13 protein-coding genes and 1 riboswitch are annotated in these 15,869 nt (G+C 36.3%); all 13 genes read right to left on the bottom strand.

Features of this window, described 5'->3' with window-relative positions:
- Nucleotides 1-32: 32 nt before the first annotated feature.
- Nucleotides 33-281 carry a DUF3243 domain-containing protein gene (locus JFU20_RS23825; protein WP_000114449.1) on the bottom strand — a complete coding sequence of 83 codons (249 nt, stop codon included), beginning with the start codon at nucleotides 279-281 and terminating at the stop codon, nucleotides 33-35.
- 76 nt (nucleotides 282-357) lie between these two features.
- Complete coding sequence (gene ymfI, locus JFU20_RS23820) at nucleotides 358-1,071, bottom strand: elongation factor P 5-aminopentanone reductase (protein WP_002014593.1); 714 nt, start codon at nucleotides 1,069-1,071, stop codon at nucleotides 358-360.
- A 117-nt stretch (nucleotides 1,072-1,188) separates the two neighbouring features.
- Nucleotides 1,189-2,475 (bottom strand): EF-P 5-aminopentanol modification-associated protein YfmH, encoded by a 1,287-nt coding sequence (gene yfmH, locus JFU20_RS23815; protein WP_002014592.1) that lies wholly within the window; start codon nucleotides 2,473-2,475, stop codon nucleotides 1,189-1,191.
- Complete coding sequence (gene yfmF / locus JFU20_RS23810) at nucleotides 2,476-3,750, bottom strand: EF-P 5-aminopentanol modification-associated protein YfmF (protein ID WP_002014591.1); 1,275 nt, start codon at nucleotides 3,748-3,750, stop codon at nucleotides 2,476-2,478.
- A gap of 210 nt (nucleotides 3,751-3,960) precedes the next feature.
- Entirely contained in the window at nucleotides 3,961-4,920 is a 960-nt protein-coding gene (locus JFU20_RS23805; protein ID WP_000008059.1) for an ABC transporter permease, read from the bottom strand.
- Nucleotides 4,921-5,979, bottom strand: coding sequence for an ABC transporter permease (locus JFU20_RS23800; RefSeq protein WP_002165208.1), 1,059 nt, complete (start codon nucleotides 5,977-5,979; stop codon nucleotides 4,921-4,923).
- Complete coding sequence (locus JFU20_RS23795; RefSeq protein WP_002014588.1) at nucleotides 5,972-7,504, bottom strand: ABC transporter ATP-binding protein; 1,533 nt, start codon at nucleotides 7,502-7,504, stop codon at nucleotides 5,972-5,974. Before JFU20_RS23795 ends, JFU20_RS23800 begins: the two co-directional genes overlap by 8 nt.
- A gap of 108 nt (nucleotides 7,505-7,612) precedes the next feature.
- On the bottom strand, nucleotides 7,613-8,680 hold the full coding sequence (locus JFU20_RS23790; protein WP_002014587.1) for a BMP family lipoprotein: 1,068 nt from the start codon (nucleotides 8,678-8,680) through the stop codon (nucleotides 7,613-7,615).
- A gap of 90 nt (nucleotides 8,681-8,770) precedes the next feature.
- Nucleotides 8,771-9,496, bottom strand: a complete 726-nt coding sequence (locus JFU20_RS23785) for a GntR family transcriptional regulator (protein WP_002088063.1) — start codon at nucleotides 9,494-9,496, stop codon at nucleotides 8,771-8,773.
- A gap of 233 nt (nucleotides 9,497-9,729) precedes the next feature.
- Nucleotides 9,730-9,831, bottom strand: a riboswitch (purine riboswitch).
- Between the two features lie 203 nt (nucleotides 9,832-10,034).
- Nucleotides 10,035-12,419: a DNA translocase FtsK gene (locus tag JFU20_RS23775; RefSeq protein WP_002014584.1), complete on the bottom strand. Its 2,385-nt coding sequence runs from the start codon at nucleotides 12,417-12,419 to the stop codon at nucleotides 10,035-10,037.
- 214 nt (nucleotides 12,420-12,633) lie between these two features.
- Nucleotides 12,634-12,837, bottom strand: coding sequence for a YlzJ-like family protein (locus tag JFU20_RS23770; RefSeq protein ID WP_002088064.1), 204 nt, complete (start codon nucleotides 12,835-12,837; stop codon nucleotides 12,634-12,636).
- Nucleotides 12,834-13,583, bottom strand: coding sequence for a translocation-enhancing protein TepA (gene tepA, locus JFU20_RS23765; RefSeq protein WP_002014582.1), 750 nt, complete (start codon nucleotides 13,581-13,583; stop codon nucleotides 12,834-12,836). The genes JFU20_RS23770 and tepA overlap by 4 nt, the downstream gene beginning before the upstream one ends.
- Nucleotides 13,584-13,685: 102 nt before the next feature.
- On the bottom strand, nucleotides 13,686-15,356 hold the full coding sequence (locus JFU20_RS23760) for a ribonuclease J (protein ID WP_002014581.1): 1,671 nt from the start codon (nucleotides 15,354-15,356) through the stop codon (nucleotides 13,686-13,688).
- Nucleotides 15,357-15,869 lie beyond the last annotated feature (513 nt).

Below are 15,869 nucleotides of genomic sequence, written 5' to 3'. Positions count from 1 at the left end.
AAAAAGTAGAGAGGAGAAGCTCCTCTCTACTTTTACTTATGTTGTACAAACTTCACCATTAAATTTGCAATTGTATGTTGCTCTTGTTCATCAGCAACTTTCCAAAGCTCAGACAATAATTTTTCTTGATCGTTGCGCGCTTCTACTTCATTTGCTAAATAATCACCAACACGAAATGCCATATCTGATACGGCACCACCATCAAGCCCTTTTCCCCCCGCTTGTTCTAAACGTTCTCCTAAAAAGCTCTTCCACTGATCAAAATTATCTAACACTGACATGTTTAAGCACCTCACTATTTTAGTAATAGAATCATGCTTAATTTGTACAATTTCTTGTTTTTTATGTAAGAATTTTTTAGCAATGCCAACCGCCATTCACTCCGATAATTTGCCCCGTAATATAAGAAGCTCCTGGCGAAACGAGGAAGGAGACTGTTTTTGCTACCTCTTCGGGTAGTCCTATTCTACCTAATGGAATATCTTCAGCAATTTCATTTTTATCATCTTCTGAAAATACATTTAACATTTCTGTTTCGATCGCACCTGGCGCTACCGCATTAACGCGCAATCCACTTAGAGAAACTTCTTTCGCTAAAGCCTTCACATATGAATTTTGTGCACCTTTCACCATTGAGTACAGCACCTCACAAGACGCTCCTATTTGCCCCCAAATGGATGAAATAACAACAACATTACCACTTCTCCGCCCGATCATCGGTGGAAGCGCCATCGATAAAAGTCTATATACACTCTTCACTTGAAGCTCCACCATATAATCTAATTCTTCATTAGTAACATCTGTTACTAATCCAAATATACTCTTTCCAGCTGCGTATACAATAACATCAATAGGATGTTCGATTTGTCCCCACAATTTCTCTGCTCCATCGATAGAAGCTAAATTTGCTTGCACAGGAATCACTGCATCAAACTCCTTTTGTAACCCCCTTATCTTCTCTTCGCTTTTATTGTAATGAATATAGACTGTATAACCATCCTCGATTAACTGCTTCGAAATAGCAGAGCCAATCCCTCCGCTTCCTCCAGTTACTAATGCATACTTTTTCATAAATTCCCTCTCTTATCTTTTTATGTATAAATAAATAATACCCTCATCTTACCATTTGGCAATAACCAAACGTTAGATGAGGGATATAGATACTGCGTTTTTTATTCACATATTACTTCATTTTTTTGGTAACACTTGGCAGACACTCATTTTCTCTTCAATTAATAATGTTTTTGCTGCTTGTTGTAGGTCTTGAACAGTTAATCCTTCTAACACTGTAAGAGCATCAAATAAACTAGATTCATTAAACGCATATCGTGTAAACTGATTTGCAATATATTCAGGTGAATTCAACGATCGTAAAAATCCACCAATTTTCTTTTTCTTCACCCGTTCCAGCGCAGTCTCATCTAACTGATCATAATTCGTTTGTAGTAAAATACCTTTTAATCGCTCTGCCAATTCATCAGGGTGCTTCGTATCTCCACCAACCATTGCAAAACCGAAGTTATTTTCTTCTGTATAGTCATACGAGAACGAATCATCAATAAGACCTTCATTATATAAAGATTCGTAATGAACTGACCCTTTTCCAAATAAATAATCTAAAAGTAATGTAAGTGCAATTTCTTGTTTTAACAGAGCTTGCCCTTTTTCTTTTAAATTCGTTGCCTTAATACCAACTAAACATTTTGGAGTTTGAACAGGCATTGAAATAATCTTTTTCTTTTCATTTACTTCTTCTGGTTCCTCTTCAAAAGAGCGAACGATTTCTGGTTGATTTTCGTAATCTTTTTTCGCTTGATTTTCACGAACTAAATCCATTGTTTTTTCAGGATCAATCGCTCCAACAACAAATAATAACATGTTGCTCGGATGGTAAAAAGTCTCATAACATTCATACAGTAGGTCTTTTGTAATTTTACTAATAGACTCAATCGTCCCTGCAATATCAATTTTAATTGGATGTTTCACAAACAAACTATCGATTAACCCAAAGTATAAACGCCAGTCTGGGTTATCTTGGTACATTTGAATTTCTTGACCGATAATACCTTTTTCTTTTTCAACCGTTTTTTCAGAGAAATACGGTTCTTGTACAAAGTCTAACAACGTATTTAAATTTCTCTCTACATTTGATGTACAGGAAAAGAGATAAGCGGTTCTTGTAAAAGATGTAAAAGCGTTCGCTGAAGCACCTTGTTTACTAAACAATTGAAACGCGTCATGGTCCTCTTTTTCAAACAATTTATGCTCAAGGAAATGAGCAATTCCATCTGGTACACGAGTCATGTCTTCTTTTCCAAGCGGTACAAATGTATTATCAACAGAACCGTACTTCGTCGTAAATGTTGCAAATGTTTTGTTGAAGCCTTGTTTCGGTAAGATATATACGTCTAATCCATTCGGAAGTTTTTCATAATATAGCGTCTCTTTTAATTGCTCATACACAATTTTCTCCATTTATTCTCCCTCCGTTCCATGTAAAAAGTAAATTGTATCTAGTTCAATATTATTAGCAACTTTCACAATCTCTTCTTTCGTCACGCTTTCTATGCCCGTTAGCCATTCTTCAACTGGACGCGTACGCTCTGAAATCACCCCGTGATAAAGCATTTCAACAAAACCACGTGGTGTATCAATTGCCTCTAAGATTTGATTTTGAATTACACTTTTCGTTTGCTGAATCTCTTCCTCTGAAAAATCACCGCTTTGCATTGCTTTCATCTGTTCTTTAATAATTTCAACAGCTTTTTCAAAGTTCTTCGCTTCAATTCCAGACATAACGAAGAGCAAACCTTTATGACTTTCAAATCTCGATGCTGCATAGTACGCTAAACTATTTTTTTCACGGACATTTACGAATAACTTCGAATGAGAAAACCCTCCAAATAATCCGTTAAACAATTGTAATGCAAAATAATCTTCATCTTTATACGTAATGAATGTGCGATAGCCGATATTTAATTTACTTTGCTTTAGTTCTTGTTTTTCAACAATTTCTTTTTCTTCATTATTTCGTTTATGAAGAAGTACATTTCTCTCTTTCATAGCGCGAGGTGAAATCGAAAAATACTTATTTACAAGCTCCACAGCATCTTCTGAAATATCACCAATGATATATAAATCCATTTCATCTTCAGCTAACACTTTTTGATAATATTGATACAAACTTTCATTTGTAATAGAAGCAACACTTTCTTTTTTTCCATTTGCACTTAAGCGATATGGTTCTACTTTGCACATTTCTTCAATTAAACGCTCGTTTGCATAACGCATTTTATCATCATAAGTAGCTTCAATTCGTTGCAAGAGTGCTCGTTTCTCACTTTCTACAATAGAAGATAGAAAACCGTCCCCTTCTGTCGCTGGATGTAAAACAATATCAGATAACATAGAAAGTGCCTTTTCAAATAACGGTGGTGCATCGCGTAAATATGTTTCATTTGCAATGTCTACATAAATAGAGATGATATGGTCTTCCCCTTTTTTACTTACATCTACCGCTAAAGAAGATCCATATAATTCTTCTAAATATTGACGAAGACGAATTACAGAAGGCAGTTTTTCTGTCGCACTTTGCAATACGTACGGCAATAGGGCACGCTCTGTCACCGTCTCCTCATTTAAAGGTGCTTTAAAACGAAATACAAAGGTATTTGTTTTAAATTTATCAGTCGGAATAATATGTACTCGCAAGCCACCTAATTCATGCAGTTGCTGTTCCATTAGTTTCATTAATAGCCCTCCTTTACGTATGTAGGAATATTCCTCTTCAATATACAGTTTTTAGAAATAAAAAATCAACTTTTCTTCCTTATTATGCTTACATTTGATTCTTTCTAAAAACTTTAATATGTAAGGAACATAGTGAAATTCCGTATTAAATATATTCTATGTAAAAAAGCCCACACTAATGTGCGAGCTTTTCTTATACTTTCTAAATACTCATCGTTTCCCTTTTTCATAAGGCGTTCCTAATGCTTTCGGAGCTTCAGATCGGCCTACAAAACCAACAAGTGCTAATATTGTAAATACATACGGTAATATCGTTAAGAATACACTTGGAATTTCTTTTAATACAGGAATTGTACCACCTGTTATCCCAAGTGATTGAGCAAATCCGAAGAACAGCGCTGCTCCAAGAGCACCAAGTGGATTCCATTTACCAAAGATCATAGCTGCTAGCGCCAAGAAACCTTGTCCAGTAATTGTAGCACCTGAGAAGTTACCAGAAATCGACATTGCGAAGACCGCACCACCCACTCCTGCAAACATTCCAGATATACAAACTGCAATATAACGCATTTTATATACATTAATCCCCATCGTATCTGCTGCCATTGGATGTTCACCAACAGCACGTAGACGAAGACCAAACGGTGTTTTATAAATAATGTACCAAACAACAAATGCTAAAATAATGGCAATATACGATGTTAACGGTACATTTGAGAAAAAGATTTTCCCGATTACCGGAATATCCGAAAGTCCTGGAACATCGATTTTTTCAATTCGGTATTGAATAAAATCAGTCTGTCCTTTACCAAAGATTTTCTTAATCGCAAATACTGTTAAACCGAGAGCCAAAAAGTTAATCGCTACCCCACTTACTACTTGATCCGCACGGAATGTAATGGATGCTACTGCGTGAAGAAGTGCAAATAACCCACTACCAATTGCTGCAAATAATAGTGCAATCCAAGGAGTCATTGCTCCCCACGTATCACCCATTAATAACGTTGTAACGATACCAGTAAATGCACCAAATAACATTAAACCTTCTAATGCTATATTTACAACTCCAGAACGTTCACTGAACACTCCACCTAACGCCGTAAAAATAAGTGGCGCTGCCGTATATAACGTACCAGTCACAAGAATGGCTAAAATATCTATAAAGCTCATTTATTTCCCCTCCTTGCTCATGCGTGTAAGTGCCCAGCGTAAAACATAACTGCAAGCAACAAAGAAAATAATACATGCAATAATAACATTAATTAACTCAGAAGGTACATCTGCTTCAAAATTCATTTGCGGGGCTGCACTTTTCAAACCACCGAACAGTAAAGCCGATAATAATATACCAAACGGATTATTTCCTCCAAGAAGAGCTACCGCAATCCCATCGAATCCAATACCAGTAAACGACGTCATTGCCGTCATACTTTGGAATGTTCCTAGACCTTCCATTGCCCCACCAATTCCAGCAAAAGCACCAGCAATTGTCATTGATAACACAACATTACGCGAGACTTTCATCCCTGCATATTGAGATGCATTTTGGTTAAACCCAACTGATTTCAATTCATACCCTAACGTTGTTCTATCTAGTAAGAACCACATTACAATTGCAATTATAATAGCTACAACAATTCCCCAGTGCAAACGAGATCCATCTGTCAATGAAGATAGCCAATCAGAAGCTAATGAAGCACTCGCTTGTACATCATAAGATTTCTCATTACCTTCATGTATAAAACGTTTAATAAGGTCATACGTAACATAAAGCGCAATGTAGTTCATCATAATTGTTACAATTACTTCATTTACTTTAAGCTTTCCTTTTAAATATCCAGGTATAAAACCCCATAAACCACCAGCAATCGCGGCTACTAAAATAGATAATGGAATATGCAAAAATGCCGGTAGCGATACTGCATAACCAAACCAAACAGCGGCAAGCCACCCAACTAATAATTGTCCTTCTACCCCAATGTTAAAAAGACCGGTACGAAATGCAAATGCCACGGAAAGTCCTGCTAATACGAGTGGAATCATCGTACGTAACGTTTCACCAATTGCTTGCGGATTCCCAACCATTCCTTCCCAAAGCGCTGCATACCCAATAATTGGATCATATCCACTAACTAACATTACAATGGCACCAACAAGTAAACCAAAAATAACGGATAATACGGGAACTAAAATATTAATTGTTCGCTCCGTTAAAAATTTTTTAGCCATTTGTATTCACCTTCTCTTTCTCCGTTCCGCCAGCCATCAACAAACCAAGCTGTTGTTCATTTGTTTCTTTTGCATCGACAATCGCTACAATTTTCCCTTCATATATAACAGCAACTCGATCACTTACGTTTAAAATTTCATCCAGCTCTAAAGATAGGAGCAATACTGCCTTACCATTATCTCTCTGCTCAATTAATTTTTTATGAATAAATTCAATGGCGCCTACATCTAAACCACGTGTTGGTTGTGCTGCAATTAATAAATCTGGATTACGATCTACTTCACGTGCAATGATAGCTTTCTGCTGATTTCCACCTGATAGAGCACGCGCTAATGTTTGTTCGCTAGGTGTACGTACATCAAACTGTTCAATAAGCGCCTTTGCTTTCTCTGTGATTTTACTAAAGTTTAAAATCCCCTTCTTTGAAAATGGATTCTTATAGTACGTTTGCAAAACTATATTGTCTTTAACAGAAAAATCAAGCACTAGCCCGTGTTTATGACGGTCTTCTGGAATATGACCAATTCCTTCCTCTGTAATTCTTCGAACAGGCCAATTCGTTATTTCTTTTCCTTTAATTGCAATAGAACCTGACTCAACTTTTCGTAAACCAGTAATCGCCTCTATTAATTCACTTTGTCCATTTCCATCAATCCCTGCAATCCCAACAATTTCTCCTGCACGAACAGTTAAGTCAAGGCCTTTTACAGCAGGTAATTGGCGTGCATCATGAACGACAAGATCCGCAACAGACAGAACCTCTTCGTTCGGTTTGGCCTCTATTTTTTCTGTTTTAAAATTCACTTGACGTCCGACCATTAATTCTGCAAGTTTATGTTCATCCATTTTCGCAACGTCAACTGTACCAATCCCTTTACCTTTACGAATAATTGTACAACGATCGCAAACTTCCATAATTTCTTTCAACTTATGTGTAATAAGAACGATAGATTTCCCTTCTTGTACAAGTTTTTTCATAATTTGAATCAATTCATTAATTTCTTGAGGGGTTAACACCGCAGTAGGTTCATCAAATATTAAAATCTCCGCACCACGATAAAGTGTCTTTAATATTTCAGCCCTTTGCTGCATCCCAACCGAAATATCTTCAATCTTTGCATATGGATCAACAGCTAAACCGTACTGTTCAGATAATTGTTTAATTTCTTTTGCAGCCTCTTCAACAGCGATTTTCCCTTTTCTCTTTGGCTCATTTCCTAGAATAATATTCTCTGTAACTGTAAAATTATGAACAAGCATAAAATGCTGATGGACCATCCCAATTCCAAGGTCATTTGCTATATTCGGATTTGTAATTTTTACAGGTTTCCCTTTAATTTTAATCTCTCCCTGTTCTGGTTGATACAAACCGAACAGTACATTCATTAGCGTTGATTTCCCTGCACCATTTTCTCCAAGTAAAGCATGTATTTCTCCCTGTTTTACTTGCAGCGTAATATCATCATTCGCCACAATGCCTGGGAATACTTTTGTAATATTGTTCATCTCAATTACGTATTCCATTTTGTTCCTCCTTTTAGCAGGGAACACTCCCCAATTACACTCTATTAAAGGTATTTTTATATATGCAAAGGCTAGTTCTAAGAACTAACCTTTGCTATTTCTCTATCATTATTTCTTTAAAGCAGCTTCGTATGCTTTATATTCCTCATCAGTCGCAGGTACTTTAATTTCACCAGCAGTGATTTTCTTCTCAAACTCTTCTACTTTTGTTAAAATTTCTGGGTTTACTTTTTTCACATTGTCAGTTGTTTTCGCAATACCGACACCTTCATCTTTTAAGCCAAACTCTTCTATTTTACCGCCTTTTAACTTACCATCTTTCGCTTCTTGTGCCACTTTTGCAACTGCAATATCAACACGTTTTACCATTGAAGTTAAAGTTACGTTTTCAGGCATACCTTCTTGGTTTTGGTCACGGTCAACACCGATTACCCAAACGTTTTCACCTTTTTTCTTGCGGTTTTTCGCTTCTGTGAATACACCGTTACCAGTTGCACCTGAAGCGTGATAAATTACGTCAACACCTTGACCGTACATTGCTGAAGCTAATATAGTTCCCTTTTCTGGCTTATCAAACGCATCAGCATATTGCGATACAATTTCGATATTTGGATTTACTGCTTTTGCACCAGCTTTAAAACCTGATTCGAATTTTGTAATTAATGGACTCTTCACACCACCAACAAAACCAACTTTATTTGATTTTGTTGTCATAGCTGCTACAGCTCCAACTAGGAATGAACCTTCATGGTCTTTAAATGTAATACTTGTTACGTTCGGCTTCTTTACAACAGTATCTACAATCGCAAATTGCTCTTTTGGATACTGTTCAGCCACCTTTTCAATTGATTTTTCCATTAAGTATCCAATACCAAATGTTGTGTTATAATTATCTTTCGCAAATTTCGTTAAATTTGGAATGTAATCAGCATCTTTACTTGATTGAAGGTAACGATATCCTTCATTTTTCTTTAAATCGTTGTCTTTACCGAATTTTGTTAAACCTTCCCAAGCTGATTGGTTAAATGATTTGTCATCAACGCCCCCAACATCTGTAACCATACCAACCTTAAACTCTTTATCCCCTTTTTTGTCACTATCCGAGTTACCACATGCACCTAACACTGTACTTGCCGCTAACGTTAACGATAATAAAAGACCTGTTTTTTTCTTCATACTAGAAACCCCTCCTGAAATGTTTTGTCTAATGATTCATACGCTGCTGTCCCTTACTTCTTGCTGTCACCTCCCTAAAAAGGAACTTCCCTACATACGTTTTCTTAATACGTGGAAGCTAAACTTATCAGCTCTAAAGTAATTAATAGAATATAAGATTGGCTCATCATTTTGATCATAGTGCATTTGTTTTAAAACTAGCAGTGCCGTTTCAGGTTCACATTCTAAAATCGGTGAAATTTTCGGGTGATAACCAATCGGTTCAATGTGAGCAACTGCGTATGTGATACGCTTGTGCGTATTATTATGTATTACTGTAAGCAGCGATTCCTCATTGTATCCCGATAAATCTGGTAATATCTCTTTTGCCAGTTTATCAATGCAATATACAACTGGTTCCCCATCCGCTGTACGAACACGTTCAATCATTACTGCGCTAAAAGCATCTTCACAATTAAATTTCTCTTTTTCTTCTTCTGTTAAAGTTGTTGTAGATGATGATAAAAAGATTGTTCCTGGTGTTTTCCCCACACTAGAAATCATATCTGTAATACTAGAAAGTTGCTCTATTCCAGAAGAAAATAACGGCTTCGCATTTACAAATGTCCCTACACCATGTCTACGAATAACAACATTTTCTTCTTCTAAAATACGTAGTGCTTCCCTTAAAGTTGCCCTACTTACACCAAGTTCTTTCGCTAGATCAAACTCTGAAGGTAACTTTTGTTTTTCTTTGTAAGCCCCATCTTTAATTTTTCCTTTGATGTGATCAATCACCCGCAAATATAGGTGACGACTATCGGATTTTACTGACATAAGACTCCCCCGCATTTCAATTATTCGACCTCTGATGTAAGACTTCTTTTCTCTTTTTTCAACTTACAACATAGTATAAATTACTAAATACTAAAAATAAGCGTAATTATCGAATAAATATTAATAATTTTTCAAGATGAAATTTTCACACTTTATTCCATAAAAAAAACTTTGTACCATAAACATTTCTCATATAGAGAAAAAGTTCGGCACAAAGATTCCTTACATCCTTTGTTACACACTTTTCCCCTCATAGTCTAGCAATTCATGGTTGCCAGGTAGAAACTTATGGACCTTATCTCCAAGATTATATGAGGCAGTGATTCTTTTCGAAGTAATCTTACCACTTGCTCCCATATGTGTCAACAGAATTCAACATTTTTCTACATTAAATATCGAACGTTTTGAAAACCAAAACGATAAGCATTCGTATTCTAAAGGACCCTCAAAGATGTAAGCCCTTTCTTCGCCGATGACTATAGTATATAACAAAAACAGCATATAAAAAAGCCTAATTGTAAAAACAATTAGGCTTTTTTTAAGAACTTTTTTCTTGCACATCTTTAATGAGTACTCCCCTTGGTTTACTACCTTCATAAGGACCTACTACACCATTCATTTCCATGGCATCAATTAAACGAGCTGCTCGCGTATATCCTACTCTAAATCTACGTTGTAACATAGAAACAGATGCTGTTTGCATTTCTACTACAAGCTGAACCGCTTCATCGTATAATTCATCTTCTACTTCCTGCTTTGTTTCAGGAACATCTTGTGGAATCATATCCTCTTGATATTGCGCTTTTTGCTGCGCAATAACAGATTCTACGACTCTCTCAACTTCATCATCTGATAAAAACGCCCCTTGTACACGAACAGGTTTCGATGCACCAATTGGTATGAATAACATATCTCCACGACCTAGCAACTTTTCTGCACCACCACCGTCAAGAATCGTTCGAGAATCTATTTGGGAAGATACAGCAAATGCAATACGCGATGGAATATTCGCTTTAATAACACCTGTGATAACATCAACTGACGGGCGCTGAGTCGCAATAATTAAATGAATACCAGCAGCACGTGCCATTTGCGCTAAACGCATAATCGCATCTTCTACATCCGAAGAAGCAACCATCATTAAATCAGCTAACTCGTCCACAATTACTACAATATATGGTAATTCAGGTTGTTTCGCTTCCGATTGGCTATTATGTTCTTTAATATAATCATTATATCCTTCAATGTTACGCGTACCGCTATGCGCGAATAATTCATAACGACGCTCCATTTCACTCACAACTTTCTTCAAAGCCTGTGATGCTTTTTTTGGATCAGTTACGACTGGTGTTAATAAGTGCGGAACACCGTTATATACATTTAACTCTACCATTTTCGGATCAATCATCATTAATTTTACTTCATGCGGTTTTGCACGCATTAAAATACTTACAATAATTCCATTAATACATACACTCTTTCCACTACCAGTCGCACCAGCTACTAATAAATGGGGCATTTTATTTAAACGTGCCAATACAGCCTCTCCTGTAACATCACGTCCAAGACCGATTAATAACTTCTCTTCTGGGTGGTTATTCGCCTTTGAATCAAGAACTTCTCTCAGCGTTACCATAGAAACTTCTGAATTCGGAACCTCAATCCCTACAGCTGATTTCCCGGGAATAGGTGCTTCAATACGAATGTCTTTCGCTGCTAAAGCAAGCGCTAAATCATCACTTAAACTAACAATTTTACTTACCTTTACTCCCATATCAGGATACACTTCATATTTCGTAACTGCAGGACCTCTATGTACTTTTGTTACTTTCGCTTTCACACCAAAACTTTGGAATGTACGTTCCAATTTACGAGCATTTTCATAAATTTCCGCATTTTCATTTGTAACTTGCTTATTTTGGGGAAACTTTAATATATCAAGCGAAGGAAGCTTATAATCTTTATTTTCCACATTAGAAAATTGCATAGGAGGTGCTTTCGTTTCACCTTCTAGCGATTCAACGATTTTTTCTCCTCGTTTCTTGTGAGGTTGTTCTTCTGGCGCAGGCGGAACTGCCTCTTCAATAAACGGAGGAGTGATTAAATCATTTTCTTCTATCTGCTTTTCCGTCTCTTCACGTACTGGATAATTCTCAGTAAAATTCGAAATAATTGGTGGACCAATTTCTATTTCTTCTACTGGCTCAATAGCTTCTTCTTGTTCAGCAACACGTTCACGCCTCTTGCTTCTTGTTGTTTTTTTCTTTTCAGTTTGCTCGGCAACCCTTTGAGATTTCCAATCTTTATAATCCCCTTGCATTACTTGAAACTGACTTCTAAGAATTCTCCCTACCGGAGCAAGAACTTCTCCAATATGTTTATTTGTTATACAAAGTATTCCAAGAATAACTAAAATAATTCCAATGATATATGCCCCTACTTCGTCAAATAAGAAGTAGCACGTTGCGAACATCAGTGCACCGAACATACCACCACCTAAATGAACACTATCCGGGCCCTTTTTCATTTCAAGGAAGAAGTAATCTTTTGTACTAACAATTACAGAAGTATTTTGTACAGCTCCATCTTTCGTAAGCAGGTTAAATAATGTAATATGACTAAACATTAATATTGCTAGTACAATTAAATAAACACCTATTAGCCGTTTATTTAAAAGGTTGGGCCATCCCCGCTTTATTACAAACGCAACAGATAAAGCTATTACACCTAACACACCAATTATGTACCACTCACCAAAGAAGAAGCGAAAAAATAACACAAACGATTTCCCTACAACACCTAGCTGTAAAATCGTAATAATCGAAAGTGCAAAAAGAGTCAACCCGACGATTTCATAATACAAAGTTGGCTTTATCGTACGTCTTGCCTTAGCCTTCGTCCCTCTTTGCTTTTGTTTTGCCATTTCTTCACCTCGTGTTCTAAAAATTAAGTACAACTTTCTTATAAAAAAGCTCTACTTACATGTCTTTCTCTCTATTTTTCAGGTCTTTATATCTTCTATTTTTACACTTCTTGTAAAATGTTAAATAAACAGAAGAAAGCAGCCTACTCATGGCTGCTCAACCGTCTTGTTTTTTATATTATACCATAGCTCCTAAACAAAATCCTTCTTTTTGCTAAAAGGTAATTTTCTGTCCAGGCTCAAACTCTAGGTAGTGAGACGGATTCGTACTTAATACACGTACAATAGAGTAACATTGATTATCCTCCTCAGAAACCACTAATTCCACGCCATTTATATTCACAACTTTTTGGCTTTCGCATTGTGAATAATCGGCCGGATACACAAGTTGCTCTGGCATAATTGTATATAAAATCATTGTAGCATTGTCCCTTCTGTACTATTATCCTTGCGTTCATCAATTAATTCGTTTAATTTTCGAAGTGCGCTACCAATACCACCGACACCATCTATAAGACCATACTTCACTGCATCTCCACCTATTACATTCGTCCCAATATCTCGCGTCAAATTCCCTTTTGCAAACATAAGCTCTTTAAAACGATCTTCCGTTACTTTCGAATGCTTTGTCACAAATCGAATGACTCTTTCTTGCATTTTATCCAAATACTCAAATGTTTGTGGCACACCTATAACAAGACCTGTTAAACGAATTGGATGAATTGTCATCGTCGCTGTTTCGGCAATAAATGAATAATCAGTTGAGACCGCAATCGGTACACCGATTGAATGCCCTCCTCCTAAAACAAGAGATACAGTTGGTTTTGAAAGCGAAGCCACCATTTCAGAAATCGCTAATCCAGCTTCAACGTCACCCCCAACTGTATTTAATATTAACAGTAAACCTTCAATTTTTGGATTTTGTTCAATCGCGACAATTTGCGGAATGATGTGTTCATATTTTGTTGTTTTATTTTGTGGTGGCAACTGAATATGACCTTCCACCTGCCCAACAATTGTTAAGCAATGAATACGCGATTCATTCATTTGTGGTACATTTGTCTGTCCAAGTTGCTGAATTTTCTCCACTATAGAAGCCTCTTTTGGAACTTCTTTCGGCTCAGCTTCTTTTTCTTCATTTGTATAACGATCACGTTCTGTCATATCGCATCCCCTTTCACTCGTATATAACTATTATTTCTTAAGTTATGAATTTCATTCGATAGGGTTAAAAAAGAAAAAGATCACCTGTAAAGGTGACCTTCTTTATACTTCCATAATAATCGGTAAAATCATTGGCTTTCTCTTCGTTTCTTCGTACAAGAACTGCCCTAATAATTCACGAATATTTTGTTTCAACATAGACCATTCAATTGTATATTCTTTAATTGATTGTTCAACAATCATACGTACAATATCTGTGGATCGTTCGATTAATGCTTCTGATTCACGAACATATACAAAGCCGCGTGAAATAATTTCTGGACCAGAGATTATTTTCTTTTCATCCTTACCAAGTGTTACAACAACAACTAAAATTCCATCTTGAGATAACATCTTTCTATCTCGAAGAACGATGTTACCGACGTCACCTACACCTAATCCATCAATTAAAACATTACCAGCTTGCACTTTACCAGCTAATTTTGCTTCATCGTCACCAAAAGCAATTACATCGCCTTTTTCTACGATAAAGATATTCTCTCTCGCAATACCTACATCTTCCGCTAAATACGCATGTGCTTTTTGCATACGGAACTCACCATGTACGGGTACAAAATACTTCGGCTTCATTAAATTTATCATCAACTTTAATTCTTCTTGGCTACCATGACCTGAAACGTGAACTTTTCTTTCACCGTAATAAATAACCTCAGCACCAGATCTAAATAACAAGTCAATAATTTTTGATACAGATACTTCATTTCCTGGAATTGGAGAAGCTGCAATAATAACAGTATCACCTTTACGAATTGAAATTTGTTTATGAGCTTGTTTCGCCATTCTAGAAAGGGCTGCCATCGGTTCCCCTTGACTACCAGTCGTTAAGATAGCTACCTTTTTTTCCGGGAAATTGTCTATTTCTTGTAATGAAATAACCATACCTTCTGGAACATCTAAATAACCAAGACGTCTTGCAATATCTACCACTTTCACCATGCTACGTCCTACTACCGCTACTTTCCTTCCAGTTTCAGCAGCTGCATCAAACACTTGTTGAATACGGTGTACATTCGATGCAAATGAAGCAACAATAATACGTCCTTCTGAACTATAGAATACTTTAGAAATCTCTATACCAACTTCTTTTTCCGAACCTGTATAACCAGGACGTTCAGCGTTTGTACTATCAGATAACAAGCAAAGTACGCCTTCATTTCCAATTTGCGCCATTTTCCCAAGATCTGCTCCACTATTTCCGATTGGAGTTTGATCAAATTTAAAGTCTCCTGTATATACTACAGCACCTTTTGATGTATGGAAACAAACACCCACAGAATCCGGAATACTATGTGTCGTTCCGAAGAATGACACATTTGTTGAATTAAACTCTACTGTTGAATTCGAGTCAATTGTTTTTAAGTCTACACGGCCTAACATTCCTGCTTCGCCAAGCTTTTCTTGTATAAGTCCTACCGTTAATTTCGTCGCATATACTGGAATAGATAATTTACGAAGCACATAAACAATTCCACCAATATGATCTTCATGACCATGGGTAATAAATAGTCCTTTTACTCGCTCTTGATTTTCTACTAAATATGTAATGTCAGGAATAACAATATCAATCCCAAACATTTCATCTCCCGGGAACATCAATCCGGCATCTACAATAAAGATTTCAGAATCAATTTCAACACAGTACATGTTTTTTCCGATTTCACCTACTCCGCCAAGAGCAAATACTTTAACAGACTCATTCTCTTTTCTCTTCATGTTGTTGCCTGGTTTAAAAATCTTGCAAACACTGATTTCACTAAAATTGCAGAGACACCAGGGGAAACTCTACAACCACCATATATTCACCGTCCAAGACGAATGTCCTTACCGTTATGCGATATCATGTCCTTGTTAATTTTTTAAACCAGGTTTCACCTCTCTTTCATTATATAAATCAAATATCTTATTCGATATGATATGAAAATTTCATTAAATCTTAATTTTTACCAATTTTGCTAAGCATACCCGTACTAAGCTACTTAGCCATATTATAACTGATACAAGAAATAGAACACAAGTTAAATTATGCGAAAGACAAGAGAAGACACTAAAATGAGATTATAATTTAAGAGGGCAAAATTCATATCAGTTTTACTATTTTCCCTACGTAATAAGAGTTTGATGGAAAAATATTCATGTAAATTCTTTACATAAACATGAAACGATATTCACTAAAAAAATCTTATCTCTGTAATCAGTTTCTTACTAATTCTCCCCCCTGCCATCCCC

Source organism: Bacillus sp. TH30, assembly GCF_016650875.1.
In the GTDB taxonomy this organism is placed as follows: Bacteria; Bacillota; Bacilli; order Bacillales; family Bacillaceae_G; genus Bacillus_A; species Bacillus_A mycoides.
The sequence above is the reverse complement of the archived record's forward strand: the minus strand, read 5'-3'. Positions and strand labels throughout refer to the sequence as shown.

Excerpts from the sequence above, each read along its gene's own strand:
- JFU20_RS23825 (WP_000114449.1), bottom strand. The coding sequence starts at position 281 with ATGTCAGTGTTAGATAATTTTGATCAGTGGAAGAGCTTTTTAGGAGAA.
- ymfI (WP_002014593.1), bottom strand. The coding sequence starts at position 1,071 with ATGAAAAAGTATGCATTAGTAACTGGAGGAAGCGGAGGGATTGGCTCT.
- yfmH (WP_002014592.1), bottom strand. The coding sequence starts at position 2,475 with ATGGAGAAAATTGTGTATGAGCAATTAAAAGAGACGCTATATTATGAA.
- yfmF (WP_002014591.1), bottom strand. The coding sequence starts at position 3,750 with ATGAAACTAATGGAACAGCAACTGCATGAATTAGGTGGCTTGCGAGTA.
- JFU20_RS23805 (WP_000008059.1), bottom strand. The coding sequence starts at position 4,920 with ATGAGCTTTATAGATATTTTAGCCATTCTTGTGACTGGTACGTTATAT.
- JFU20_RS23800 (WP_002165208.1), bottom strand. The coding sequence starts at position 5,979 with ATGGCTAAAAAATTTTTAACGGAGCGAACAATTAATATTTTAGTTCCC.
- JFU20_RS23795 (WP_002014588.1), bottom strand. The coding sequence starts at position 7,504 with ATGGAATACGTAATTGAGATGAACAATATTACAAAAGTATTCCCAGGC.
- JFU20_RS23790 (WP_002014587.1), bottom strand. The coding sequence starts at position 8,680 with ATGAAGAAAAAAACAGGTCTTTTATTATCGTTAACGTTAGCGGCAAGT.
- JFU20_RS23785 (WP_002088063.1), bottom strand. The coding sequence starts at position 9,496 with ATGTCAGTAAAATCCGATAGTCGTCACCTATATTTGCGGGTGATTGAT.
- JFU20_RS23775 (WP_002014584.1), bottom strand. The coding sequence starts at position 12,419 with ATGGCAAAACAAAAGCAAAGAGGGACGAAGGCTAAGGCAAGACGTACG.
- JFU20_RS23770 (WP_002088064.1), bottom strand. The coding sequence starts at position 12,837 with ATGATTTTATATACAATTATGCCAGAGCAACTTGTGTATCCGGCCGAT.
- tepA (WP_002014582.1), bottom strand. The coding sequence starts at position 13,583 with ATGACAGAACGTGATCGTTATACAAATGAAGAAAAAGAAGCTGAGCCG.
- JFU20_RS23760 (WP_002014581.1), bottom strand. The coding sequence starts at position 15,356 with ATGAAGAGAAAAGAGAATGAGTCTGTTAAAGTATTTGCTCTTGGCGGA.